The following is a 26,370-nucleotide window of genomic DNA, read 5'->3' on the forward strand; positions in this document are numbered from 1 at the left end:
TACCCTTAGAGGTGAATGTTTATTTGCAAGGAGGCGGTGACATGTGAGCAAACCGCGTATTGAAGAATGGACACAGCTACGAGGTATGGCGTTTCTTGCCATCGTCATGCAACACAATATAGCAGAATATATCTATCGCGCAGATATTGCACAGCCGGATTCCATTATGTTAACGATGATTTACCACCTGACTCGTTTTGGTACACCTACATTTGTATTTCTAGCCGGCGTGCTGTTATTTTATCATCATAGTCATAAGAAGCCCGACTACCCACGTTTTATTCGTAAACGGTTTGGGGACATTTATGTGCCTTTTGTGCTGTGGACTCTCATCTACTGGCTGGCGGTACGCATTTTCACACCTGAGTTCTGGCAAGCAGGTACGTTTGATGTTCGAAGCTTCATCCGTGAGTTGTTCCTTCCTCAGACGGGATATCACCTTTGGTTTGTCCTTATGGTATTCCAGTTCTACGTACTGTTCCCGTTATTCCTTCGAGCAGCGCAGTTCGTACAGAGCAAACTAGGGAAGATGACCAGATTGACGGGAATACAGTCGGTTATCGCACTTGTTCTCATTGCGGCAGCATTATACACAATGCTGATGAAGTGGTCTTATTATGACATGGCAGACTGGTCAGCAGCTCTCTCTCCACCTTGGTCAACGTTGCTGGAGTATCGCTCCTACTCCTGGGTGATGTATTGGTTCTATTTCTTACTTGGAGCTGTATGTGCTTGGGGGATAGAACATTGGAGGCATTGGATGGTTCGGGCGTTACCTTGGTTGGTATGCCTCTTCATCGGTATGTATATCTGGCTAGGTTACGATGTGCTTAAGGGCTCTGGGGATATTGTGAATCTGAATATTTCCACCTATCTGAAGCCAACAACGTTCATCATTATCATGGCGCAGATGCTGATGTTATATGGATTCCTTGTCTTACTTCGCAGCAAAAACACTCGCTTCCAGCTACTTACGTGGATTGGCCGTTATTCGTTCGGCGGATACTTGGTACACGCCTTAATTATCTATTGCATTGCTTATGTGACTAGACCGTTACTATTAACAGGCTGGCACTTACCTGTCACACTACTTTCCTTCTTGGTAACGGTATCGATCTCACTTGCGATAAGCTGGGGACTATCGAAGTTGCCCGGCTCCCGGTTTACTGTTGGGCTGCAAAGGAGGAAACGTCCGAATTCACCGGTACGCAGCACGGATGAATCACTACCGAGGCAAAAGGCCGGGTACAGTACACCACTAGCAACCAAACAACAAACATTGGCTGAACCTGATGTTCATTAATTTACCATTGATGTTGATGTTTTTTCATTGACTCATTTCCGAGGAACTTTTGCTTTAACATATTTGCTTACAAATCTGTCAGGGCATCCATCGTATAGACATGGATGCCCTGATCTGTTTATTGAGCTCATTCTCATTCTGATTCAGTAGCAGCCGGATGTCCTGGAGCATGCTCATGTGGAGCAGCATGTGCCCCTCCCTTTCGATGAACCAATCGCTTCAGATCCCCCGTTAATTCCTCTTTCATCTTATTAATCAGTTGTGTTTCACTAATGCCATGAGCTTCCGCAATTTGGGCTAGTGACTTTCCCTGTCTCAGCTGCTCTTCAAGCTGATTCGGAGTAATGCCAATAAACTTCGCAATCGTCTTCTGATTCATAGCAGGATGTTTTCTGCCATGACCTGCAAATTCCCGTCGCAACTCCCTCAGTGGCGTGTTGATAACCTTCTTCAGCTTCTCATCCATACTTGCCTTGGCAGCTGCAGCTTGTTCTTTTGTTAAACAACCATCAGCTGTTGCTTGATCTAAGCGCTTCGTAAGAGAAGGCTTTAACTTCTGCAGCAATTGTTCCTCGCTAAGACCTTTTCTTTCCTTTGCGATCTGAGACAACGTTTTGCCAAGCTCCATCTGTTCCTTCAAATCTCGAAGGCCAATCCCCAGTAGATCTGCCGTCTCGCCAATCATAAACAGCCCATGTCCTGCTTGAATGCAAGGTAGTTTATTTGGAACGGATGTGGAGGATGAATTTTCCTTTGGCGTGCTGTTCGGTTCGGAGAACGAGTGTGCAGATACTGCATATCCATTGGAGGCTACTACGAATGTGGCAATGATCCCACTAGCCAACCATGTTTTCCATCTGAGTTTCATTTCTGTACCGCCTTTCCTATGTCAAGGTTCGTTTTCTCTAGTGTGAACCTAATCCTTGCTTTTTTATTCCAAGATTTTGCATCATTCGATAAATGATTACATGACAGACTAATCAACCACAGCAAAAAACCGCTGTACCCTTCTACTGATTCGTCACTCGACGAACTCAGTAAAAGTTACAACGGCTTCTGTTCCTACACCTTTGGTACTTGTAAACGTGATCTCACCATGCATGGCTTCTACAATCCTGAATGTCACCATCATGCCCAGTCCTGTGCCTTTGATTTTATTCGAGAAATAGGGCTCTCCAAGACGAACCAGCGCCTCTTCATCCATTCCTTCTCCATTATCCCGCACATGTACCTTGACGGTACCATCTTGAGCATATGCCCAAATTTCGATCTGACCGCTTCCTTGTAGAGCCTCAATGCTATTTTTAATAATATTAATAAAGGCTTGTTTGAACTTAGACGAATTACCTCTGATCCATAAATCTGGAGGAATATCTGTTGTGATCTTACCACCCTCTAGATTAGCCATCGGCACGAGAATGCCTTCAATGTGATTGAATTCATCCGCAATGTTGAGAGAGATGATATGATCAAACTCCGGTTTGGCAAATGTGAGGAAGTCCGTTATGATCCCTGATGCTCGATCAAGTTCTTCCAACGCAATCCGCACGTAACCTTTGTTTTTACTATCCTCCTGCTCTGTCATGAGCTGCAGAAAACCTCTTGTAACCTGTAGTGGATTACGAACCTCGTGAGCCACAGAAGCAGCAAGTTCACTAATAATCTCCATCTTCTCAGACCGTTGCAACTCGTTATTGAACAGCTCCAATTCCTTGGAATACTCGATGACCTTGGTATGTTTCGCTGCGAATCGATTACCGAGAATGGCAATAAGCGATACGATGAATATAACGATGGCCCACTTCCACCACAACAGATGATACATCCCATTACGTTGATAATAAAAGACCAACTCTGCAATGCTTACCAGCGCAAATGTCCCATAACCCGCTGCGAGCAATATGCCTTCCCGATCTCGCTGAAGCGCCTTAGTAACCGTACCAATCATTAATAAAGTTAATAAAATGACGAGAATAATACCGTTCCCTTTTTGAACCAACAGAACATAGAACAGATCCCACTCACCACTAGAAACAAAATATAAAATTAATGCTAAGATAGCTACCATAGAGTATATGAGTTGAAACTTGCGTAGCTTGGTGAAGATCCGATAAGGCCCACTTCCAATAACCTGTTCGAAGAAATAACATAAAGCAGGCATGCCTGTTAGCATGGATAGATCAAATAGAACTGAATACAAATTTCCATGTACTTGGTAGAAAGTGTACAAAAATGGCGAGTACGTAATAATCATCGTGCCAATGGAACTTATGACAATGATTAATGAAATCCATAATCCGGTATAAAATTTCCCAAGAAAGAAGGTGCAGCTTAACATCGCAAGAGCTGTGAATAGGAACGTTGCTCCCAATATCACATCCAATAAGCCGTTGCGCATAAACTCTCCCTGTAGGACACTATAAGGCCCTACCTCAACCGTCCCGTATATCCCCATTTGACCATCCGTATTCTCTGCCCATACATACAGCTTCTGGTTAGAGTTCTCCATCGTCAATGGCAATAGTACTGCATTGTTATCGTAATTATAATGATAGTTCTCGTATACCTTCTGGTCTTCCAAGTAAATGACAATATGTTGACCTTTGATATTTTCGAACCGAATTGCACCATTATCCTCTTGTATCTCAGGAATGGTCAAGCGAGTCCAAAGTGATCCGGAAGGCGGGCTAATTATACTATTCTCTAATTTATCTACCCCTTGCCGTTCCCACACTTCATCATAATGCTTCGCTTCACTTATAAATCCCCGATCGTGTGCATTCCCCCACTTGACTTCCCACGTCATAATCGTAACAGGCTTGTCGTTCTCTTGTATAGCCGCAGCATGAACCTCCAGAGGCCAGTACAGGAGCATCAATAAACCAATCCATAAGACGATGATAGCTTTGGGCACATTTTTCATTCACAGCACCTCAAAGTTCTTATTTTCTCCGCTTCTTTGACCCCGTTAACTCTACCATCTATTTCGCCAAAGTTTCACGTGTCACCTTCTAAATTTAAATGAAAAATCACATTTTAGTTTAAGTTTATATTTTTTTCCAATTAACTGTTAAGAAATCGAATGAGAACAATGATTCAATCCCGCAAATCTTCAAACTGGTTCACAATCATCTCTTGCTCTTTGCGTTCATACAAGTCGCGAAATGCCAACCACTGTTTCGTATCCTCATCCTCGTATATCGTCCAAATGTCTGAGAACAAAAAATCTCTTAGCTGTACAACCTGTCCCGCCCATATTCCGCCGACCCAAAACAAACCATCTGGCCGACGAATCACCGTACGGGAAAATCCCGGTGTAGAAGCCTTTTGTCCAATGCGAATCCGTGTAATCATATGACCAAGTGTGTACCATTCCAAGGGGTATCCCTCCTATGTGTTCATGCTCCATCATACCATAGCCAAATCATGTAATGCTGTAAAAACGGTGCTTACGATTCAATTCATGCTTCCTGGTGTAATGGTTCCTCAAAGTAAACCAAACATCCACGAGGAGATGATTCGAATGAACGAGCCACACAAAACGGTTGAGGTTGAGCACAAAGATATTCAACAAAAATCAGACTCTAGTATGGTTGCAGCCACATTTATTAAATATGCAGCATATGTTCTAATTTTCTTCGGTTTCCTGTACTTCTTGGTCAAATATGTATTTCCTAAATTTTAATTGACCCATTCATACTTGAAGAGTCTGAGGGGACAATATGGGTGGGAGAGCAAGATTACAATACCACCCCTTTGGGTAACTACGAAGTAAGACGACTTCACACATACGATCACAGATCACGTTCCACCTTAATAAATAGGACTGAAGGGAGTTGCTACTCATGTCAGATAAACCAATTAGCAATGGAGAAAGCGACCGTTACTTCGACCGTTATCAAAGGTCACGCGATATTCCGCCAGAAACCGAGGTTCCTGTAGGAGACATGGATACATTTGATGAAGTTTCGGGCAGGCGGATCGAAATGGAAGAAGAACCTGAAGTGTACCCTGTAGCGGCAACTGCTGAAGGAGATCAAGAATTGGAGTCCAGAACAGCAGAACCTTCGCTGGAATCCGTTCCAGATGCTGACCTTGTTCAGCCAGACAGCCCTGTTGACCCTGCTGCACCTGATCCAGATGCAATTCACGGCACAGACTTGTTGAACGGCTTTGGCGCGAATGCAAAACCTCAGGACGATATCCTGCCTGGGCGCTAATTGCAATCCATGATTTGCACAACTTGCATAACTGAGATTCTGAACTGAAGGGGCTGAGACTCATGAAGGACGAGCACACTCGACCTAAACCAGAACCAGATAATCTGGTTACAGAACGAGATATTGATCCAAACTTCGGGCTGTTTACGGAAGACTCATTCCCAGATGCACTTGAGGATGAAGATCAGCGTGATGCAGTGGAGCATGCCATTCCTAAGGAAAGAACAAGTTCGAAGGATGCTTCTAATTGATAGCTAATGTTATACAAATAAATGTACCTTATTGTAGGTGAAACCTCTTCTTACATTGGAAGAGGTTTCTTGACGTAGCGAAGATGAATGAACGCCTTCCCTGTTGGTGACATAGACAAACAAGGGGGAACTACCTCCCGCGCGCAGTCCCCCTTTGTCATCATGCATTCTGTATTTTTACAACATCATCACGTTTTGCCCTTCGTTGGAGCTTGGCTCGCACCAGGCAGCTTATGCTCCAGACCAGACCACTTAGCAACGATGGCGGTCGCAATCAACGCGACTCCATTAATGATGAAAATCCACCGAATCGGTAGCCAGCCACCGAGAATACCGCCAATAATCGGCCCTGCCATTGTGCCAATCTGAGCAGCAGACTGATTGAGGCTGAACGCTCTGCCACGAAAGCTCGAATCCGTTACTTGTACAATCATGGCATTGATCGCTGGGAAGACGGCTGCGAAGAACAGTCCATACACAAACCGAAGTATGCCAAAACCGATGTAACCTGTTGTGAAAAATTGCAACAAATTACCTACAGCTCCGCCAACCAATCCGATGATTAACACTTTGCCAAATCCGATACGTGAACCGATCTTGCCCCAACGAGGTGCCATGATGACTGTAGCCACACCCACCGCAGAGAATATAATGCCAGAGCTTAAAGAGGCTCGATCTGGCTGAACGCCCATCTCCATAACATATACCGTCAGTAAAGGCTCTAGGATCATTACGGAAAAAGTACATATGCCCATCATACCCAGCACTGTAATAAACACACGATTCGCTCTGGCTTCACGAATATCATCCATCACATGAGAGCGTGGTTTATTCCGATTAAAATTCTCTTCCCTCACCCAGAACGTTGCGATCAGTGCCGAGACTAATACAACAATCGCCGAAAATAAGAAAGCATTACGATTACCATAATAATGGCTGACGATCCCACCAATTAAGGGACCGATAATTCCACCGGTAGCCCCTGCCGTGGACATCACCCCAAGGGCATAGCCTGTCTTCTCTTCTGGTGTATTCGTACCTACAAGGGCAATCGCTGCCGGAACAAAACCAGCCAGCAATCCTTGAAACAGACGTACCACAATGAGAGAATAGGGATCCTGTACAAAATAATTGATTAAATACAATACCGCAAGGCTGTATCCCGACCGAATCAGCATGGGCTTACGCCCGTATTTGTCAGCTAGTGATCCCCAGAACGGAGACACCAGCGCACTTGCCAGAAAGGTAATGCCGAATGCAAGACCTGCCCAGAACTCCAAGTGATTTTGAACACCAAGATCGTTGCTCAGAAACAGTGGGAGAAACGGAATTGATATAGAGTATGCTGTACTGCAAAAAAATACACCGATCCACAAAATCGCCAGATTACGCTTCCACGAGAAGTTCATATCACCCGCACGCCCTTTCCATCATTGACGCCGGGACTGCCGTGTATTGGAGCGAACGGAACAGACCCGTACGTCCCTGTCTGAGGAAGCATTTTCCTTATTTTACACCCATACTTTATTGAAGACCATCCCTATAAGGTATAAACGGTGTCATAGATTGCTATAAAGGATGTAAAACAGGTATGATAGTTGATGGATTATCTTATCGTAATCAGAGGATGAATACTACGATAGCAAAAGAACCAAGGGGGAACTTGTTCATGATTAATCGTCGAAAAAAATCAATAGCTGCATCGCTGATTATGGCGTTACTGCTTATTGTAATTAGCGGTTGCGGGCGACCTACTAATAGTGCTGCACCGGCTCCAGTAGAGCCTGAAGGCCCTAACCCTGTCGCTACCATTGAAATGGAAGATGGGCAAAAAATCGTTATTGAGCTATACCCGGACGTCGCTCCGAATACGGTGAATAACTTTATTTCACTCGCGAACAAAGGCTTCTACGACGGCACGATCTTTCACCGCGTTATTCCAGGCTTCATGATCCAAGGTGGCGATCCAGACGGTAATGGTACAGGTGGCCCAGGTTATAGCATTAAAGGTGAATTTAATTCTAATGGTCACAAAAACACCCTGTTGCACACACGTGGAGTGATCTCTATGGCACGTGCAGATTCATTGGATTCAGCAGGATCACAATTTTTCATTATGCTCGGAAACGCAGAGCATCTAGATAACACCTTCGCTTCGTTCGGTAAAGTGACAGAAGGTATGGAATTTGTTGACGCGATTGCAGCTCAGGAACGAGATGACCAAAATAAACCTCTTACCAACCAAGTGATGAAAAAAGTAACGGTGGACACCCACGGACTGGAGTACCCAGAACCAGTGAAGATGCCTTAATTCCATCGAATAGAGCGACATCTCAGCGTCCAATATGGAATTCAGATGAACGAAGTAAATACTTATGAATTTTGTTTCATTCGAATGTGTTTCAGCCATACACAAACAAAAGCTCTGCCCTATGCGAAATCGCAAGGCAGAGCTTTAACTATTGGTAGCGCTTGCATAAATAGTGTTGTAAAAGGCACTGATCTCTTGCGCCGCTTCATTCAAAGAAGCCCACCTAACAATCGCAACCAACCGATGATGGCAATCCACAGTGGGCAGCTAAAGGCAATGCCCCATGCAAGCCCTTTCAATAAACTCCGATTCATTTCCACGAACAACGACTCCTTTCATCAGGGGGATAGTCGCAGTATCGGTATTATCATATGAATTGATACCCATTTTCATTCGTCAGAAGAGTATTCATTTCCTGCTTTTCTTCCGCATATTCATGGATTGGGGCTAAGTAACCTGATATACTATGACTACTGATTGATATAGGGAACCTGATTCACCGCACGAAAGGAGATTTTATGATGGCCAAATCGAAAAAAAACACACCTGCTCCCAAGGCAGCTCAGGATAAACCAACGACCTTGAAGGATCTGCTAAGCAGTGATGTGCTTGAGAAATTAAAGGCTCAGGCAGATGAAGCCAAAGCCGCAGAAGCTGAACGGAAAGAGCAAGAGCGCATCAAGGCAGACGAAGCACGCAAGGCCGAGCAGAAGCGCCGAGATAATGATTTTGAATATTTATTAAATAACAGCTCTCTGGATTGGAAAAAACATAAATAAGTTGCTTTTATGTAGGTACAGGCCTGGAATCGCACAGCGGTTCTGGGTCTTTTTCAATTTCGAGGGCACTAATCGCATGTTCTTCTTCCCTTCAACGGTATAAGTTGCCGAGTTCCTCTCCCCTTCTGATTCACTAGCTATGGGTCGGGTATGTAGAAATAGAGAAGATACTTAATATGCATATCTATTATAAACGGAGGGATCAGGATGACTGAACAACGTTTAGAAGGTAAAGTAGCTATTGTTACAGGAGGTGGATCAGGTATAGGTCAAGCAACTGCCATCCGATTTGCCGAGCACGGCGCTAAAGTGTATTTGCTGGATCGGACACCCGAGAATGCGGAAGAAACAAAAAACTCCATTGAAAATATCGGTGGCGAGGCACACGTTATCGAATGTGATATATCTAAGCCCGACCAGGTACAGCAGGCCATCACTCAGGTTGCAGAAAGCGCTGGCCAATTGGATATCGTCTTTGCTAATGCAGGTATCAATGGTTCAATGGCACCTATCGAAACGATGGAAATCGAAGACTGGGATCAGACCATGGAGATCAATATGCGGGGTACCTTTGCAACGATTAAATATGCGATCCCCCATATGAAGGAACATGGCGGCAGTATGATCATTACAAGTTCAATCAATGGTAATCGCGTGTTCTCTAATATCGGATTTTCTGCATACGCTTCCAGCAAAGCTGGACAAACTGCATTTACGAAGATGGCCGCACTCGAACTTGCGCAATATAAAATCCGCGTAAATGCCGTCTGTCCGGGCGCAATCGATACCAATATTGACGATAATACCTATCCATCCGATGACCTTAAGGAAGTTCAGATTCCTGTCGAGTTCCCTGAAGGGCATGAGCATCCATTGAAGGATGAGGCCGGTTCTTCTAAGCAGGTAGCCAACGTGGTGCTCTTCCTCGCTTCGGATGAGTCTTCCCATGTAACGGGTACACGCATCTATGTCGATGGTGCAGAATCCTTGTTACGCGGATAATAAGGATTTCTAATCCTAAACTTAATAATCCCGCTAGCGCCTGTGACAGGTTGCTACGGGATTATACTATACATATACCATGATGCTTCTCAGAACGTCGTACCTCTACCTCTCTTCATCCGGTTTTTTACTCGTTCTGGAATGGCAAAGAATAAACCATACATCAATGAGAACATCACCATGGCAAGAATCTCTTCTCCTAAAATATAGACAGGATAAGGCCCTAACAGGTCAAGCACTGAAGCCGTATCAGGCTTGTGTCGAAGAAACATATAATTCGCATCAAGGATTACATCCATAATATATACAACGAATGCCGCCACATTAACGAATACCATGGAAGCCACAACAGATCGCCAGGTTGGACGAAGCTGTTCTACCCAAGTCATATAGAGTAAAGCAAGAATAATACAGGCATGTGCAGTAAAAAATTGAATAAAACGAAAATGTGGATAAGCATATCCCAAGTTTGGTGTCACAATCGCCATAAGAGCTCCCGCAATGCCAGCAAAGAGCAACGCACTATGCAACAAGCGACTACGAGTTAACAAAACAATCCCGGATAGCAGCAACGAAATGCTACACAGTTCAAGAGGTAACGAGGTTCGTAGGCTCCATACACCTCCATAGATGTACCAGGCCTGCAGCACAATCTCACAGCCGAACATGAACAAAGCCAGATAGATACGTATGTTCCGCCTTGTGCGATCAGACGTTGCTCTCAATTCGTTTCGAAACAGATATGTTAATAAGAGTCCAATGGCTATACATGCCATGGCCCACAGATGTGATTTGGAAAAAAAGATAAAGGGTTCAGCGTCATACGGGTCGAGCCATGAGGAAAATGCCATACGTCTCTCCTTTCACTCCCGAATGAGCGAAGATCATTCTGGTATATTTTTCATTTTGCCATCGTTCTATCCGATTGTCCATTATCTCTTTTCCAGTTCATCCGGGCTGACAATAAGAAGCCTAACCGTCATCAACTTACCTGTTGCTTTGTTATTATCTTTATGTTAAGATAAATCCAAGAACAAAACAAACTAAAAGTTAGTAACTTAAATTAGTTCATGATAAAAATAAATTGACAAACATTTCTCATCTATAACACCGATCACTGTACTACATCCACACTACTTAGGAGGAATTCATATGTTAATCAAAGGACTTCACCACGTATCGGCTTTAACTGCACGTGCTTCTAATAACTATCAATTCTATACCAATGTCTTGGGTCTTCGCCTGATCAAAAAGACGGTCAATCAAGACGATGTATCTGTATACCACCTGTTCTATGGTGACGAAAAAGGGAACCCTGGCACAGAGCTTACCTTCTTCGAGATTCCAATGGCTGGTGAGACACGCGAAGGCGTGAACAGCATCTCAGCAACATCCCTGCGTGTTCCGAGCGACGCAGCACTCACGTACTGGCTACAACGTTTCGATGAGTACGAAGTACCTCACGGTGAAATTACGGAGCGGGGTGGCCGCTTGACCCTTTCATTTACCGACTTCGAGAAGCAGCGTTTGATTCTGGTCTCAGATGAACACAATACAGGTGTCCCTGGTGGAAAACCGTGGGATCGAAGCCCAGTGCCTGCTGAATTCGGTATTATTGGTCTTGGTCCAATTCATCTGACCGTTCAAGATGCGTCGCTGACAATTCCTGTTCTTACGGATCTACTCGGCTTCCGCTCTAAAGGTTCATACCCTGCTCTGGTTGCAGGCCAACCCGACATTCTGGTCTTTGAATCCGGTGACGGCGGAAGTGGTACTGAAGTGCATGTCGAAGAACGAAACGACTTGCCGATCGAACGTCCTGGTCGAGGAAGCGTTCACCATGTTGCCTTCCGTGTAGACAACGAAGAGGAATTGAAACAATGGGTAGACCGTGTAAGTAACTTCAAATTCCCGAACTCAGGTTTTGTAGATCGCTTCTACTTCCGTTCCCTGTATTTCAGAGAAGCCAATGGCATTCTGTTCGAGCTTGCCACGGACGGCCCTGGTTTTGATACAGACGAAGAACTTGAATTTCTCGGTGAATCTCTAGCCCTGCCGCCATTCTTGGAAGGCCGCCGCAAAGAGATTGAAGCACAACTCAAACCACTTGATACCGTTATTCGTTAATCTGATGGCGTAACTATGTTGAAAAAACGATTATCGTCTGTCTCCCATACCACTACTATCATGGGGTGTGGGAGGCGCGATAATCGTTTTTATTTGCATAATGGTTCGTTTTCTTATTAATCCATCCCCCGGTGCAACTTTGAACGATTTGAGCGTTGTATTATTATGGTCTATGATTCTGACTTCCTGCGAACCGCCGAGCTCAGCCAACTCAAGGTGCAGTTGAGGTTTGTTTTTAGACAGCACAAAATGAGGCTGAACTTTCCCGATTTTTTTCAGCCCCACTGTTCGTGTCGTGCAGTTCATTCATTTGAATTGGTCTATTGAAGCTCATAATCAACTTTGGAATAACTCTTAATCAAAGGACTCTTCATATCCATCTTCGTATTCTTCATTCGTATAGTGCACGTTCACAGCTTTCCACTCGCCATCCTCATAGCCATAAGCGAACTTCAATTCACCGCCATACACGGCAAAACCGTAGGCACCCGATACGGATACAACCAGCTGTCCGTTCTCCAAACCATAATAAATGACATCACCAAACAGAAGTTGATCATAGTATTGCAGCCCTGCTGTGTCTTCCTGTATTCGAATGGGATCACCCTTAACCCCATCAATGGACACGTCAATAGCCACCTGGCCTGTCGTAACATTAATATTTGATTCCACATGCTGCTTCACAATATCTTCTAACGATTGCATCTTCATGACTGCCAACGTTTCAGGATGAATAATGTATGCCTGGCCTAAATAAATCCCCGTTCCATGACCTTGCGTAAACATCACGACAATCTCTTTTTGCCCATCACCGTTCAGATCAATCTCATGTATTTCCGGTTTGTTGCTTCCACCCTCTGCTGTCCAATCACTGAACTCGCGAGTTTTACCGTTTACTTCAAGTACTAAGCCTTTATATATATATCCAGAACCCTCCACTTGCATTGGATATATCCGAATGGCATCATTTTCGGGAGCTACCGACACATACTCCTTGTTGCTTGGAGCAGATGTGTCCAGGCTCATTGCATGTTCTTTTGTTGTTTCGATATCAGAAGCCACGACCGCTTCGGTCTGGCTGGATTGCTCATCTATGTTAAGCTGTTTTTGTTGTACATTGGTTGTTTTGGCAGCGGAAGTTGTACTAATTGTAGCTACCGCCAAAATAATCATCAGCAGGATACCTGTCCAAGTCGTTTTCAATATACTGGGCTCCTTCTTTTTTCATGGAATATGACTATTATACCGTCATTTATCGCCCAAGCGTTGCGTTTTTGTTAATGTTTAATAAAAATATCTTTACAAACTTTTCATTTTACGAAAGAACGTTCGGGTTTAACCAATATAAGCAAAATCCTAGCGTTTTTTTAGCAAATAAAGTAAAAAAACACTCCAGACACAGCTCAAGGCTGCATCCGGAATGCTTTGGTCTTGTCCATCAAACGATCCGTTAATTGTCTCAGCTCTTCAGCAGAAGAAGAAATTTCTTCCATAATCGCTGTTTCCTCATGTGCAGCACTCATAATCCGCTGAGCTTCATCTGAGAATGAACCGGCTTTACCTTGGATCTGCTTTACCTGGCTATGTGTCAATTCTACGCGACCGGTCTGATCTGCAATTTTCAGACCAATATCGTGCGCGCCTCTCATAAACACTTCCACTGATCCCGTCAATTCCTGCAACGTTTGATCTACGTTAACCGTCCGCTGGGATTCATTCACGACAAGCCCATGCTGTTCATGAATCAATTGGGCGGTGTCTCTAATTCGTTGCTGAACTCGGCTAATTAGCTCATTAATCCGATGTACCGAATCTTTACTCTCGTCTGCGAGTTTGCGAATCTGCTGTGCTACAACAGCAAATCCAGCGCCATCTTCCCCTGCTCGTGCAGCCTCTATGGATGCATTAAGGGCAAGAAGTCCCGTTTCTTCTGCAATATTCTTAACGGATTGCGTGATTGCTTCAATATCCGAAGCTTCCTTCTCAAGTAGAACCATAATGTCACGGGAACGGTTATGCGATACAGCCAGCTCGTCCATCCCTTTCATCAAGGAAGAGAAGGTCTGTTTTGTATGCTCTACCGAACGTTCCATCTGCCCGGACATTTCGGCCATTCCCATCGACTGATTCTGCATGCGTTGAAAATCGCCTAGCATCTCATCAGCAGTCACTAATGAATGCTGAGATGTCACTTTCTGCTCCTCTACGCCGACAGCAATATGATCTACCGCATCTGACATCATCTCGATCTGCTCGGCTGCCTGTGTAATGGCTTCACTTAGGGACTGAGCATTCTGCGAGGTTGTCCGCGTACTGTCCGCAATATCATTTACAATGCCGCGTAAATTCGTAACCATCGTCCGGAAAGCATCGTACAGAACCGTGAGTTCATCAGCGGTATGTCGCTGTGGAATTTCCGTAGTCAAATCTCCTGATGAAACTTGCTGTGCTGCTTTGGCCAGTCGTACAATTGGACGTGTGAGCCACCGTGATGCAAAATAACCGAGGATGCCGTTCCAGCATACCCCCATCACCAGAACAACTGAAATGTATAACCAGCTTGGGATATTAAATGAGAACCAATCCTGGAGAAAAAATATAAAAAAGCCGCTAGTTCCATATGTAATAAGTGAAATCAATACCAGACCTGCGACTGTCTTTGCGCCTAAAGTCCATTTCATATTCGCACCTCGTAGTCCTTTTTTCCTATTTTACCAATCGTTATCTAAAATACATGTGATATTTATCACTGAAAACGCTATTGTGAATACCCTTCCATCCTTATAGCGCATAATTTATAAGAAAAGATTCCCCCTTCAACTTCGCGCACAAAACAGTTACATCAGTCCGTATCGAATTTTAATAACAATAAAATCATCTTATGTTGGCTTCAACGTCGGGTAATATTTTTAATTTAAATTATTTATCGGAATGTAGGCTCAAATGATTTAGCTTGGCATCCATTTTGCTTAAATGATATACTGAGTGCGCTTTGGCTATGCCAGAGTTGACCTATTTTTGGATGCCACTGGAGGCGAACGAAATGTCCACAAGGACTGAGAAAGACTTTATCGGTGAAAAAGAAATTCCTGACTATGCGTACTACGGAATACAGACGGTACGGGCAGTAGAAAACTTCCCCATTACCGGCGTTCCCGTGCATCGCGAACTGATCACGGCTCTGGCTGCTGTTAAAAAAGCAGCGGCAGTCACGAATATGGAATTAAAAATGCTGCCACGCAAAATTGGCGATGTCATCGTTATGGCGGCCGAAGAAATGATGAAGGGTCATCATATTGATCATTTTATTGTAGACTCCATTCAAGGTGGTGCAGGTACCTCCATGAATATGAATATGAACGAAATTCTTGCCAATCGTGGACTGGAGCTGCTGCTGCAGAACAAAGGAGACTACTTCCACTGTAATCCCAACAATCATGTCAATATGTCCCAATCAACGAATGATGTCATTCCTACAGCTCTTCGCATCGCTGCATATCATCTGTCGGAAACCTTACTGAAGACAATGCAACGGCTTCAGGACGCCTTCCGTAAGAAGGAGCAGGAATTCGACGATGTTGTCAAAGTAGGACGTACCCACCTTCAGGATGCGGTGCCGATTCGACTTGGACAAGAATTCGGCGCGTATGCTCGGGTGCTTGGTCGCGACATGGAACGTCTCGATTTTGCTAATCGTCGTCTGTTGACCATCAACCTTGGAGCAACGGCTGTAGGTACGGGTCTGAATGCCAAGCCGGAATACATCGTTAAGGTTACAGAGCATCTGGCGGATATTACGGGATTGAAGCTGCAAACGGCAGAGGATCTCGTAGATGCAACTCAGAATACAGATGCTTACATGGAACTGTCCGCTGCGCTAAAAGTATGTGCAGTGAATCTATCCAAAATCTGTAACGACATTCGTATGATGGCTTCAGGCCCGCGTGCAGGCTTCAACGAACTGCGTCTGCCACCGCGCCAACCAGGCTCATCCATTATGCCGGGTAAAGTGAATCCTGTCATGGCGGAAGTCATTAACCAGGTATCCTTCCAGGTGATGGGTAATGACCATACCATCTGCATGGCTTGTGAAGCAGGTCAATTCGAACTGAATGTCATGGGTCCTGTCATTGCCTTTAACTTGTTACAATCATTGAAAATCATGAATAATGGTATTGACGTGTTTACCCGTTATGCCGTCGAAGAGATGGAAGCAAACCGGGAACGCTGTGAAATCATTATGAATCAGAGCTTCAGTGTCATCACAGCTCTCAACCCACACCTCGGTTACGATGTGGCAGCCTCAATTGTAAAAGAAGCATTGAAGACAGGTGCTTCTCTGCAGGAAATCATTCTGGAGCGTGGTCTGTTGACCCCAGAAGAGCTTGAGGAAATTTTGCATCCAGAGCAGATGACAACACCAGGTATTGCTGGTGAGCGATTCCTGCTTAATATGGAGCAATAGTTCGTTATTTTGTTAATATCGTTCAAACGAACGACTCGCCATCTGGACACACCACATATAACAAAATAAAAAATAACATCCCCTCTAGACCCATAATACTCGGTCTAGAGGGGATGTTTATCGTCATTATTCAATTCAAGATAACGGATCACTGTGATAATGTCTGTTTCTTGTTTATCCCCACCGCTTACGTTCAAGCGAGGATAATATCTGGAGCTCTTCCCTGTACTTCGCGACCGTTCGACGCGAGAGGATGATGCCTTCCTTTTGCAGCAATGTAGCTAAGGCACTATCGGAGAACGGGCGATCTGCACGTTCCGTAGCAATCAATGCTTTTAACCTCAACTTTACTGCTGATGCCGAAACCAGGTCTCCCTGTGTTGTTGCAATGCCTGAAGTGAAGAAAGCCTTCAATTCAAATACGCCATGCGGCGTTTGAATATACTTTCCGTGGACGGCGCGACTTACTGTTGACTCATGCATGCCAATCTTGTCAGCAACGGCCGCCATGCTCAGTGATTTTAATCCAGACGGCCCCTCAGACATAAACCGTTCCTGCTCCTCCAGTACCGCTGCCACCACGCGTATTAATGTCCCCCGCCGTAAATATACACTTCGAATGATTGCCCTTGCTTCTGCTGTACGTGCCAGCCAAGACTCATCCGTAGAAGAATCTCTGAACCAATGTGCATACTCTTCGTTAATCGATACTCGCGGAATACCTGCTGAGCACAGCCGAATACAAGTCACTCCGTTTCGAACAGCTACAGCCACATCCGGAATGATATAGTGCGGATACTCCTTGGAGCCAATGGAGCGGCAAGGCTTAGGGTTCAAACTCGAAATGTAATCATAAGCCTTCTGCGCTTGTTGAGAAGTGATCGCTAACCGTGCACCTGCTCGGACTGGATGGAAAGGAACTAATGCTTCCAGCCCTGCTTCCACCATCTGTTCCGCATAAGGAGCAGCAGATGGATCACGCTTTATCTGGAGAAGCAGACACTCGCATAAACTACGTGCGCCAACCCCCGCCGGGTCGAGCGATTGCAGCACATCCAATCCTGCCATCGCCGTATCCACGGATATACCGAGTAACGAAGATACCTCGGTCAGATCAACTGTGAGATAACCATCTTCATTGACGCAACCAGCCAAATATATTGCAATTGCTCTCTGTTGTGCAGACAGTGCGAGCAACCGAATCTGTGATGCCAACAACTGTTCAAGCGTAGATTCAGCGCTTCTGATCTGGAGTAACGGATCATAGGAAGAGCTTCCTCCACCTTGATTCAGCCGCGAAGGGATCCGAGCTACTCGTGCTGTGGTTTCTTCAATCTCTAGAACGGGATTGTCTGCTGCTGCATCCTGAAGATAACGAGCCAAATCCTGGCTGGACAACGTTAATACATGAATGGATTGTTTCATCTCTGGTGTAATGGACAGTCGTACACGCTGCTCCTGCACCAACTGCATTCCAAGCATCCGTCTCCCTCCTTATCGGCAGTCTGAGAACTTGTATCGAAGCACGAACACATACATGTTGAACACACGGTGATTACATATTTTGAGCACATCATAACACAAGAATCTAGGGCATGTGCCCTTCGGCTGAATCCCATATCCGAGGCTTAGTACGTATTTAATATTTCTCCGATACCAGCTTCGCTTGGGTAAATAGCAATAGGTAGTCTCTTCCCCCTGCCTTGGAATCCGTACCCGACATATTGAATCCGCCAAAAGGATGAGTGCCCACCAACGCGCCAGTACATTTGCGGTTAAAATACAAATTACCTGCAAAAAACTCCTGTCTAGCCTGCTGTAAATGCTCACGATTCCGCGAGATTACCGCACCGGTCAGACCATAATCTGTATTGTTGGCAATATCCAGAGCATCCTGGAAGTCCTCTGCCTTAATAAAGGCAAGCACCGGGCCAAAAATCTCTTCCTGCGCAATGCGAGCCTGTGGATCAACATCCGCAATAATAGTCGGTTCGATAAAGTAACCTTCTGCACTGCCTGTTCCACCGCCCAGTACCAACCTTCCTTCGCTTTTACCTATTTCAATATATTCATTAATTTTGGCATATGCCTTGTCATCAATGACAGGGCCAACCTGGCTATTTACTTCGAGCGGACTTCCCATCGTCAACTGCTTCGTGCGCTCAATCACTTTTTGCAATACTACATCATATACATCCTTATGAATGATGGCACGGGAACACGCAGAGCACTTCTGACCTGAGAAACCAAACGCAGATGCGGTAATCGATTCTGCTGCAAGCTCCAGATCGCTATCATTATCCACCACAATGGAGTCTTTGCCGCCCATCTCGGCAATAACCCGTTTGATCCACTTCTGACCTGGTGCCGTGCGAGCCGCACGCTCATTGATACGCAGTCCAACATCTCTTGAGCCCGTGAAGCTAATGAATCGAGTCAACGCATGATCCACCAGATAATCACCGACCTCAATTCCTGGCCCTGGCAAATAATTGACGACTCCGTCTGGCAATCCTGCCTCAGCCAGCAACTCCATGAACTTCGCCGCTATTACTGGCGTTGTGCTAGCTGGCTTCAATACAACGGTGTTGCCCGATACAAGTGCTGCCGATGTCATGCCTGCCATAATGGCGAGTGGGAAATTCCATGGTGGGATGACAATCCCTACGCCAAGTGGAATATAGGTCAGCTCATTATCTTCTCCAGCAATGCGTGTCAGTGGCTGTGGCTGACTCAGCCGCTGCATATCACGGGCATAAAATTCCATAAAATCAATCGCTTCCGCTGTATCTGCATCTGCTTCTGGCCATGTCTTGCCTGACTCATATACAAGCCAAGCAGAGAATTCATGCTTCCGACGACGCATGATCGCTGCCGCTTTGTACAACAATCGTGCGCGTTCATTCGGATCTGTATGCTTCCACGAACGGAATGTCTCCGCCGCAGTCTGGATCGCTTGCTCTGCCAACTCCTGATCGGCTTGATAGATTGTGCCGATGATCTGCTCTTTATTGGCAGGATTCACGGAGGTTAATGTGCGGGAGCTGGTTACCTTTTGCCCACCTATGATCATAGAATATTGTTGACCTAACTCCGATTCCACCTGACGCAGTGCGTTCTCAAAAGCCTCTTGGTTGGCCGGGTTAGCAAAAGACGTAAAGGGTTCGTTCACAAAAGGGATATTCATAGATAATTCCTCCTTCAGGATGTGATATATGTTCAACAAAAGATTGTTTACACTGACCACTCCGATAACAGAACAACCTTCCGATCGCTGTTATCCCCTGATTCCTTTTAACTCTTTTTTCAAAGGGGGAATCCCGGGATAGCTTATGCTTTCGATGTAGCCTTCTTTCAGAAGGCTTTAAGGCGAACACTCCGCTTCTTCAGGTTATTTCTGTCCTCTCCGTTTTCGTGTAAACCGTCTAGTTGAACCTATATAGATTCGCTGGTTGGGTCTCACCCAAATATATGTAGCAAGATCCGTGCCAACTCCGGTTAAGGCGAGAATATTTTTCAACTTTTTATATGTGAAGTAGAGGATTTATAACTTTCATTGGTGATGCATACATCCAACGCTACAGATTGGCATGATTCTTGCTAGATATGTTGGTATCAGGAGCATGATTCATAAGGAGGAAGCAGGATGAGTATTGGAACGGAGATGTACCGCAAAACGCTGTTAACTGTTGCAGGCAACAAAGCTGTAGAGAATTTATCTATTAAATATGGTAAAAAGCTCGCTGGCAAGTTTATTGCCGGTAATACACTCGAGGAAGCCCTTGAAGAGATCCGGATACTCAACAATAAAGGCATCATGGCAACCCTAGATCATCTTGGAGAAGGGATTACTCGTTTGAGCGAAGCAGCATTGTATCGGGATGAATATCTACGCCTTGTCGACGGTATTGCTCGTCAGCAAGCGGATTCGAACGTATCACTTAAACCTACGCAGATGGGGCTTGCCCTTGACCCTGAAGAAGGTTATCAGAATATTCGCGCAGTTGCTGCGCAGGCGAAATCACATGATCTTTTTGTGAGAATCGATATGGAAGACAGTCCGTTTACCCAAGCGACGCTGGATATCGTTCGCCGTTTGCATGGTGAAGGACTGGTGAACACTGGTACGGTGCTACAGGCGTATTTGCATCGAACCGTAGAAGATACACGGGATATGATTCGGGAAGGGATTCGGCTTCGGCTGGTCAAAGGCGCTTATAAAGAACCTGCTGCAGTAGCCTATCAAAATACCTCGGAAGTCATTGAACAGTTCAAATTGATGATTCGGCATCATCTCGACCAAGGTGTCTATACCGCAATTGCCTCACATGATGACCACATCATCTCATGGACGAAGCAATACGCGAAAGATCGAGGAATTTCGCCAGATGCGTATGAATTTCAGATGCTGTACGGCTTACGCATGAGTGAGCAAGAGCGATTGGCGCAAGAGGGCTATCGGATTCGCTGTTACGTTCCCTATGGAACGATGTGGTACCCTTACTATACTCGCCGACTGGCGGAAAAACCGGCTAACCTCTGGATGGTTGTCAAAAATATGTTCAGATAATATGTGTTTACTTTCATCTCATGCCAACCTGCATCTCTCAAGGTTGGCATACTTTCTTCGCATTCCTTTGTGTTCCTTCGCCTTTCCTTATGTTCGCCATGTTCCTCCTATCTATCTCATTTCACATCCACTAACAATGTCTAAAAATTTAACATCCCCAAATTGAAGTGTACATATAATTAGACACCTGTCGGTAATCTCTTGCAAATCATCCTCAACATATCCGTATATTATATAAAAATCAAAACATTACGATGTCACATTTTATAACTTCTATATCACCTATTTTATCGCGAGAACAACGTCATATCAGCATTCGCACAATACATATCATTTTGCAAACGCATACTTTATCTGTTTTATATACGCCGCGACGCAACCCCTCTCATACCTAACCATTCGATGTCAAAAAATATATACATACATCATTTGGAAAGCTATAATATGTTTAACATTATGAATGTCCTAACCATCTGTTATAGAAGGACTACACATACTTCCTTTTAAATAACGCAATGTTCTAATTGAGGTGATCGCATTGAAACATTTACTTCCCAATCTGATGTCCTTATTACGCACTGACCTCATCATTCAGGGCGAGACCATTATGGAGTACACTCATCGAATAGCTTCACAACCAACTCAGCGTGAAACTTCTCAGGGACCTGTTTTTGTTCGCGATACGTCAGGATATTCATGGATACCCCAAACATCCGGAACCGATAAGGCTCCATCCCATAAACGAATCCCTATATCAACAGTCTATTCATCGACGGAGCTGGCAACTTGCCTGCCTCTCTTCTATGCCAGTCCATATGTATTAATTCAAGACGAAGCAGAACACATACTCGGTTATATTGCCGCAGCCGATCTACTGCAAGAGATGTATCATGCCCATCGCCTTTTGGAAGCTTACTTTGAAACTACACTGGAAACAGCAGGTACTGCACTCACTTTAATTAATGAGGAGGCAAAAGTAGCCTACTGGACATCCGATGCAGAGCATGTATTTTCAATTCGTAGAGAGGACATCATCGGCCAGCCCGCTGCGGATTTTTTCCCACTTGACCGACTTCAATCACTCAAAACACTCTACACCGGCGAAACCGTATATCGTAAACAGCATCAACCGAGACCTGATCTATTCGCTTTAATCAACGCACGTCCAGTGTATCTGGATGGCCGAATTGTTGGTGCTGTCGCAGCCGAAGTGGATATAACAACTGAAATCCGACTTCACCAGGAATTGCTGCACATGACCTCCAAGGTTCAACATCTAGAAAAAGCTGTCGCCAGGCTGCGTCCGGACGCAGATCCCTTCGCCAAAATCAAAGGCAGCAGCCCAGTCATCAAACAATGCCTGGAAACGATCCGCAAAATTAGCACCACTTCAGCGACAGTACTCATTCTCGGGGAGAGCGGTACAGGTAAAGAGCTATTTGCCAAAGCCATTCATGATCTACGCGAGCTACAAACTGCACCTTTTGTCGCCATAAACTGCGGTGCCATTCCTGCTTCTTTGTTCGAAAGTGAATTGTTCGGCTATGAGAAGGGAGCCTTCTCCGGGGCTGATCCGAAGGGCAAGAAGGGCAAAATCGAGCTTGCAGAAGGCGGAACATTATTTCTAGACGAGATCGGCGAGATGCCGCTGGAGCTACAAGTTAAGCTACTCCGTGTCTTGCAGGAGAAAAGCTACTTTGCCGTAGGTGGAACACGCATGAAGCAGGCGAATTGCCGGATTGTTGCAGCAACCAATCAGAATTTAAGGGACATGATCGCACGTGGTCAGTTTAGAGAGGATCTCTACTACCGGCTGAATGTCATTAATCTCATCATTCCTCCGTTACGTTTACGGAAGGAAGATATTTATGAATTAACACAGACCTTTCTACAAGAGTTTTCTTTGTTATATAGCCGGCATATTGAACTTGTACCTCCAGCTGTATTTAAGCTGTTATTCGAATATGACTGGCCGGGAAACGTAAGGGAATTAAGGAATGTCATCGAACGAATTACCATCCTCACCACGGATGGCGAGGTTAAGGCAGATTATCTACCCGAATCGCTACTTATATCGATGAACCAAGAACAGATCAACAATCAGCAGGCGCTATCTCTTCATTCGTATGCAAGTTCAGATGTTGTTCACTCACAGACACAAGTCAGCAGGCTTAACGCTACTGATGAAACTGATTCGGAGACGTTAGGGATGTCCAGCGAACTTTCATCTTCTTCCTATCAGGATCGGCTTGATGCATTCGAATCAGAGCTATTACTCCAATATCTACAAGACGTAGGAGGAAACAAACGCACCCTTGCACGTCAGCTCGGCATCTCAAGAGCAACGTTATACAATCGGATGAAGCGGCTTGGTCTATAATTCATTAGCAGATCTGGCTAAGGGCCGAAGGGCGACTAAGGGGTACCTGTTGAAGTCTTAAGTCTGAGGGCTCTGCTGCGCTACGAATGGCCATGTTAGACAACACCCCGCTATTCAAACCTGAATCGTTGTAAGTTCCATAGAAATCAATATGTGCTCACACCAAACACGCAGTAACGGTTCACCAGCCTCTACTGCGTGTCTTTTTGCATGTATTCATCTACTTTTTTCATGCATTCATTCTTCAACTATCCATCGATTCATTTTTTCAACTACTCATCGATTCATCCCTAATGCGTATCCGACTTACAACACCCGCGCTAACCGCTTCAGGGCAGCTCGTACATGACGATAAAAGGTCGCACGACTCATGGAGCATACCTGTGCCGCGGCAGTTGGATTGCCAGCATGTGTCCAATAGGTCGCATACAGCAGTATCTGATCCTGCTGACAGATCCCATGCGTTCTTCCCTCAAGCAAATCCAGCACATACATCTGAAATTGGATTCCATTCTCCATACCGTTCATTCGCTCTGCGTAAGGCTGCAATTCTCCAGGAGAATGCAATAGCGCCAGCATTTTGCGGACGTCCGTTTCCGTCCACGACATCCGTTCTTTAACCGCCGTTGAATGGGAGGTGCCATTAGCTAAAGTCTCTGTGTTCAGCAGAGACATGACCCAATCCCCAAATTTCTCTTTGCGCAGATCCAATTCCATCACGTCAGCCTGCTCGTCATACAAGTCACATACACGAGTACGGGTCTTTCGCATCTGAAAACCAATACTTTGCAGAAAGAGCTTCAGGTTCGGATTGGTGGCCACCAGCATTACTCTAGCTCCATCTCCCAGTAACGACAACCGATCCAGCGCCATATAACCGACAAGTTCTTCACGCTTATATCCGGGTACATCATCTCTAGCTGCGACCAAAACTGCATAATGTGTATCCGCCTGATCCGGTTCACACTTCATTTCATCAGACGTAAAACATTCCTGCATTTCATTGGGAAAATACTTGAGTAGAATCTCACTGCTCTCCCGGTGCAAAAAAACAGTAATGAACATCGCAATCGGTTCACCGCTCTTATCCCGCATGACCACAATACCTTCTGGGTATCGACGTGCCAATTCGTCCAGAAAATCACGATATAACGGTGCCTGCCACGGTTCTACGCTATATTGGCACCATTGCCAAAGCAGCTGCTGGAGTGCCGGCATGTCCTCGATCCTCATCGCCTCCATTGGCGAGAACAGGGAGTCAGCAGAAACATCTGCGTATTTCCGGTGCTGCAGCATGGACTCTTGGCATAATAACAGCATTTTTCTCGTGATTTGATTTCGCTCATGAGGCTCCGCTTTTTCGTGCAACGGTCTCAGGATACCTGCAATACGAACACGCATAGCTTGCACTCGTTGCGGTTCTCGTTGACGGAAATCCCGCAGCAAATGTAGTCGTGCTAGATCATGTAAGACTACACCGCTTGAGTCAGAGCGAATAAAAGACATCCGTTTCAGAACCTGATATTCCTGTAGTGTCACTTCTGTTTGCAGTACAGAGGATAACAATTCTTGATTCGCGGTCTCTAGTAGGGTTAACACCTCTACCATCGGTTGCAAGCTGGGCAATGTCAATTCATGCAACAGACGGGCACTAACCATATGTGATAATTCAGCCCATTCCCTCAGACGTATATTACAATGCTGATCTGCCGCTTCCACAGCCAGTGCAAGACCCAGCGGATGACCATCCGTCATACGAGCGATCTTGCCTGCCATATGGCGAGTCAACGTACCTACACCTGCAATATAATTCGTTACCTCTTCATCTGTGAAATGCTGCAACGGCATCTGAACTAGACACTGCTGTAGACGGGGATGTGTTCGCCAAGTTGAAGCAGGCTCTGGTCTGGATGCCAAAATAATAAGTACACCGTTAGCCGGAATTTTGTTAACAAATACCTCAAGAAACCAACTTTCTAGCAAAAAAAGTTCCTCGTAATTATCCACTGCAATAACGTATCGATTCCGAGCAGATGCAGTGCGCAGACGACTTAATGGCGGACAATCGCCCCCACTCTCCATCGTCTCGAGCCCTACCGCCGAAGATAGATAATCCAGGAAAACTGAAGGAGTCGAGCCACAGAATCGACCATCCATCCAGATTGCGGTAGCCCCCTGATGACGAGACACAGCCATCATTTCAGAGAGCAACGAGGATTTACCAATGCCCCCCATGCCCGTTACCGAGAAAATCGTGAGTGGTGCTACCGAATCCGCAAACCAATGATTCAACATATTCAATTCTCGAATACGTCCAACAAATCGTTTACCCAGACCTAAATAACTATCGTATCGTGATTCACCACTGTTTCCCATCTATGTCCTCCGTACTAGTACTAGTACTTTCAATATACTTTATTTTCCAATCAAATTGAGACTATATTGAGACGCATAATCAAGTAGAAAATGATAAAATCTCGATAAAAGCCAAATTATAGAAAAGACTTCGCAACCGACATGTAAACGTTTAACAACGTATTAATGAATGCATTCCACTGATCAACTGATTTCGAATTTCATGCTTCCCTTTCATCATCCATACTTCTCGAAATTCTTGGAAAGGCGGATTTGTGTGAGAAAAAATCTCGATATCTGTAATCTGAGCGGGCAAATCGGAATCAATGCAGAGCGATTAAACGAATGGATTCGCCAAATGAGGACTCTTTCCTCCAAAACGGAGGCTTCGGAAGCCAAACGCGCTTCATCCCTCTATCGTTTAGTGTCGCCCTCCTTCTTATCCCTTGCTTCTATCACCAATCAACCGAAATTAAAGCGCGGACGTCGTATGATACTTAACAAGCCCTTTCTGACTACAGAAATACAACACACATACCGCATCAACAAAAAGTGCTAAACCATCGCTTGGAACCAATGGAATGACACTCCCTAAGCTGTAATTCTT

The 26,370-nt window shown here is 45.1% G+C and carries 23 protein-coding genes; 12 read left to right on the forward strand and 11 right to left on the reverse strand.

Annotated features, from left to right (window positions below):
- Positions 1–43 precede the first annotated feature (43 nt).
- Positions 44–1,303 carry an acyltransferase gene (locus tag J2T19_RS15395; RefSeq protein WP_307217193.1) on the forward strand — a complete coding sequence of 420 codons (1,260 nt, stop codon included), beginning with the start codon at positions 44–46 and terminating at the stop codon, positions 1,301–1,303.
- Positions 1,304–1,436: 133 nt separating this feature from the next.
- On the opposite strand, the gene J2T19_RS15400 is transcribed toward J2T19_RS15395, so the two are convergent.
- From J2T19_RS15400 to J2T19_RS15410, 3 genes are all read right to left on the reverse strand, one after another.
- Entirely contained in the window at positions 1,437–2,171 is a 735-nt protein-coding gene (locus J2T19_RS15400) for a hypothetical protein (protein WP_307217195.1), read from the reverse strand.
- Between the two features lie 153 nt (positions 2,172–2,324).
- Positions 2,325–4,226, reverse strand: coding sequence for an ATP-binding protein (locus J2T19_RS15405; RefSeq protein ID WP_307217197.1), 1,902 nt, complete (start codon positions 4,224–4,226; stop codon positions 2,325–2,327).
- 173 nt (positions 4,227–4,399) lie between these two features.
- Entirely contained in the window at positions 4,400–4,681 is a 282-nt protein-coding gene (locus tag J2T19_RS15410; protein ID WP_307217199.1) for a hypothetical protein, read from the reverse strand.
- Between the two features lie 22 nt (positions 4,682–4,703).
- On the opposite strand from J2T19_RS15410, the gene J2T19_RS15415 reads away from it, so the two are divergent.
- The 3 genes from J2T19_RS15415 to J2T19_RS15425 all read left to right on the forward strand — a co-directional run bounded on the left by J2T19_RS15415 (position 4,704) and on the right by J2T19_RS15425 (position 5,774).
- On the forward strand, positions 4,704–4,988 hold the full coding sequence (locus J2T19_RS15415) for a hypothetical protein (RefSeq protein WP_307217680.1): 285 nt from the start codon (positions 4,704–4,706) through the stop codon (positions 4,986–4,988).
- Positions 4,989–5,148: 160 nt separating this feature from the next.
- On the forward strand, positions 5,149–5,523 hold the full coding sequence (locus tag J2T19_RS15420) for a hypothetical protein (protein WP_307217201.1): 375 nt from the start codon (positions 5,149–5,151) through the stop codon (positions 5,521–5,523).
- A 62-nt stretch (positions 5,524–5,585) separates the two neighbouring features.
- A complete protein-coding gene (locus J2T19_RS15425) occupies positions 5,586–5,774 on the forward strand; it encodes a hypothetical protein (protein WP_307217203.1) in 189 nt (62 codons plus the stop codon).
- 188 nt (positions 5,775–5,962) lie between these two features.
- Here J2T19_RS15425 and J2T19_RS15430 read toward each other — a convergent pair whose 3' ends face one another.
- The gene (locus J2T19_RS15430; RefSeq protein ID WP_307217205.1) at positions 5,963–7,183 is read right to left on the reverse strand and encodes an MFS transporter; all 1,221 of its coding nucleotides are present in this window, start codon (positions 7,181–7,183) and stop codon (positions 5,963–5,965) included.
- 260 nt (positions 7,184–7,443) lie between these two features.
- Here J2T19_RS15430 and J2T19_RS15435 point away from each other — a divergent pair, with 260 nt between their 5' ends.
- From J2T19_RS15435 to J2T19_RS15445, 3 genes are all read left to right on the forward strand, one after another.
- The gene (locus tag J2T19_RS15435; RefSeq protein ID WP_307217207.1) at positions 7,444–8,085 is read left to right on the forward strand and encodes a peptidylprolyl isomerase; all 642 of its coding nucleotides are present in this window, start codon (positions 7,444–7,446) and stop codon (positions 8,083–8,085) included.
- Between the two features lie 521 nt (positions 8,086–8,606).
- A complete protein-coding gene (locus J2T19_RS15440) occupies positions 8,607–8,864 on the forward strand; it encodes a YqkE family protein (protein ID WP_307217209.1) in 258 nt (85 codons plus the stop codon).
- A gap of 207 nt (positions 8,865–9,071) precedes the next feature.
- Positions 9,072–9,866, forward strand: coding sequence for an SDR family oxidoreductase (locus J2T19_RS15445; protein WP_307217212.1), 795 nt, complete (start codon positions 9,072–9,074; stop codon positions 9,864–9,866).
- An 89-nt stretch (positions 9,867–9,955) separates the two neighbouring features.
- Here the strand turns inward: J2T19_RS15445 and J2T19_RS15450 are convergent, their stop codons facing one another.
- Positions 9,956–10,717: a YwaF family protein gene (locus J2T19_RS15450; RefSeq protein WP_307217214.1), complete on the reverse strand. Its 762-nt coding sequence runs from the start codon at positions 10,715–10,717 to the stop codon at positions 9,956–9,958.
- Positions 10,718–11,018: 301 nt separating this feature from the next.
- Here J2T19_RS15450 and J2T19_RS15455 point away from each other — a divergent pair, with 301 nt between their 5' ends.
- Positions 11,019–11,993 carry a ring-cleaving dioxygenase gene (locus J2T19_RS15455; protein ID WP_307217216.1) on the forward strand — a complete coding sequence of 325 codons (975 nt, stop codon included), beginning with the start codon at positions 11,019–11,021 and terminating at the stop codon, positions 11,991–11,993.
- A gap of 30 nt (positions 11,994–12,023) precedes the next feature.
- On the opposite strand, the gene J2T19_RS15460 is transcribed toward J2T19_RS15455, so the two are convergent.
- The 3 genes from J2T19_RS15460 to J2T19_RS15470 all read right to left on the reverse strand — a co-directional run bounded on the left by J2T19_RS15460 (position 12,024) and on the right by J2T19_RS15470 (position 14,674).
- Positions 12,024–12,278, reverse strand: a complete 255-nt coding sequence (locus tag J2T19_RS15460) for a hypothetical protein (RefSeq protein ID WP_307217218.1) — start codon at positions 12,276–12,278, stop codon at positions 12,024–12,026.
- A 69-nt stretch (positions 12,279–12,347) separates the two neighbouring features.
- Positions 12,348–13,196, reverse strand: coding sequence for a hypothetical protein (locus J2T19_RS15465; RefSeq protein ID WP_307217220.1), 849 nt, complete (start codon positions 13,194–13,196; stop codon positions 12,348–12,350).
- Positions 13,197–13,396: 200 nt separating this feature from the next.
- Positions 13,397–14,674 (reverse strand): methyl-accepting chemotaxis protein, encoded by a 1,278-nt coding sequence (locus tag J2T19_RS15470; RefSeq protein WP_307217222.1) that lies wholly within the window; start codon positions 14,672–14,674, stop codon positions 13,397–13,399.
- 362 nt (positions 14,675–15,036) lie between these two features.
- On the opposite strand from J2T19_RS15470, the gene J2T19_RS15475 reads away from it, so the two are divergent.
- Complete coding sequence (locus J2T19_RS15475; RefSeq protein ID WP_307217223.1) at positions 15,037–16,458, forward strand: aspartate ammonia-lyase; 1,422 nt, start codon at positions 15,037–15,039, stop codon at positions 16,456–16,458.
- Positions 16,459–16,632: 174 nt separating this feature from the next.
- Here J2T19_RS15475 and rpoN read toward each other — a convergent pair whose 3' ends face one another.
- The gene (gene rpoN, locus J2T19_RS15480; protein ID WP_307217225.1) at positions 16,633–17,940 is read right to left on the reverse strand and encodes an RNA polymerase factor sigma-54; all 1,308 of its coding nucleotides are present in this window, start codon (positions 17,938–17,940) and stop codon (positions 16,633–16,635) included.
- A gap of 157 nt (positions 17,941–18,097) precedes the next feature.
- Positions 18,098–19,645, reverse strand: coding sequence for an L-glutamate gamma-semialdehyde dehydrogenase (gene pruA, locus J2T19_RS15485; RefSeq protein ID WP_307217227.1), 1,548 nt, complete (start codon positions 19,643–19,645; stop codon positions 18,098–18,100).
- Positions 19,646–20,104: 459 nt separating this feature from the next.
- On the opposite strand from pruA, the gene J2T19_RS15490 reads away from it, so the two are divergent.
- Positions 20,105–21,028: a proline dehydrogenase family protein gene (locus J2T19_RS15490; protein WP_307217230.1), complete on the forward strand. Its 924-nt coding sequence runs from the start codon at positions 20,105–20,107 to the stop codon at positions 21,026–21,028.
- Positions 21,029–21,557: 529 nt separating this feature from the next.
- Positions 21,558–23,408 (forward strand): sigma-54 interaction domain-containing protein, encoded by a 1,851-nt coding sequence (locus J2T19_RS15495; RefSeq protein WP_307217232.1) that lies wholly within the window; start codon positions 21,558–21,560, stop codon positions 23,406–23,408.
- A 306-nt stretch (positions 23,409–23,714) separates the two neighbouring features.
- On the opposite strand, the gene J2T19_RS15500 is transcribed toward J2T19_RS15495, so the two are convergent.
- On the reverse strand, positions 23,715–25,784 hold the full coding sequence (locus J2T19_RS15500; protein WP_307217234.1) for an nSTAND1 domain-containing NTPase: 2,070 nt from the start codon (positions 25,782–25,784) through the stop codon (positions 23,715–23,717).
- A gap of 256 nt (positions 25,785–26,040) precedes the next feature.
- Between J2T19_RS15500 and J2T19_RS15505 the strand changes: the two genes are divergently transcribed.
- Positions 26,041–26,322, forward strand: a complete 282-nt coding sequence (locus J2T19_RS15505; protein ID WP_307217236.1) for a hypothetical protein — start codon at positions 26,041–26,043, stop codon at positions 26,320–26,322.
- The last annotated feature ends 48 nt before the right edge of the window (positions 26,323–26,370 follow it).

The organism is Paenibacillus tundrae (assembly GCF_030812775.1).
Taxonomy (GTDB): Bacteria; Bacillota; Bacilli; order Paenibacillales; family Paenibacillaceae; genus Paenibacillus; species Paenibacillus tundrae_A.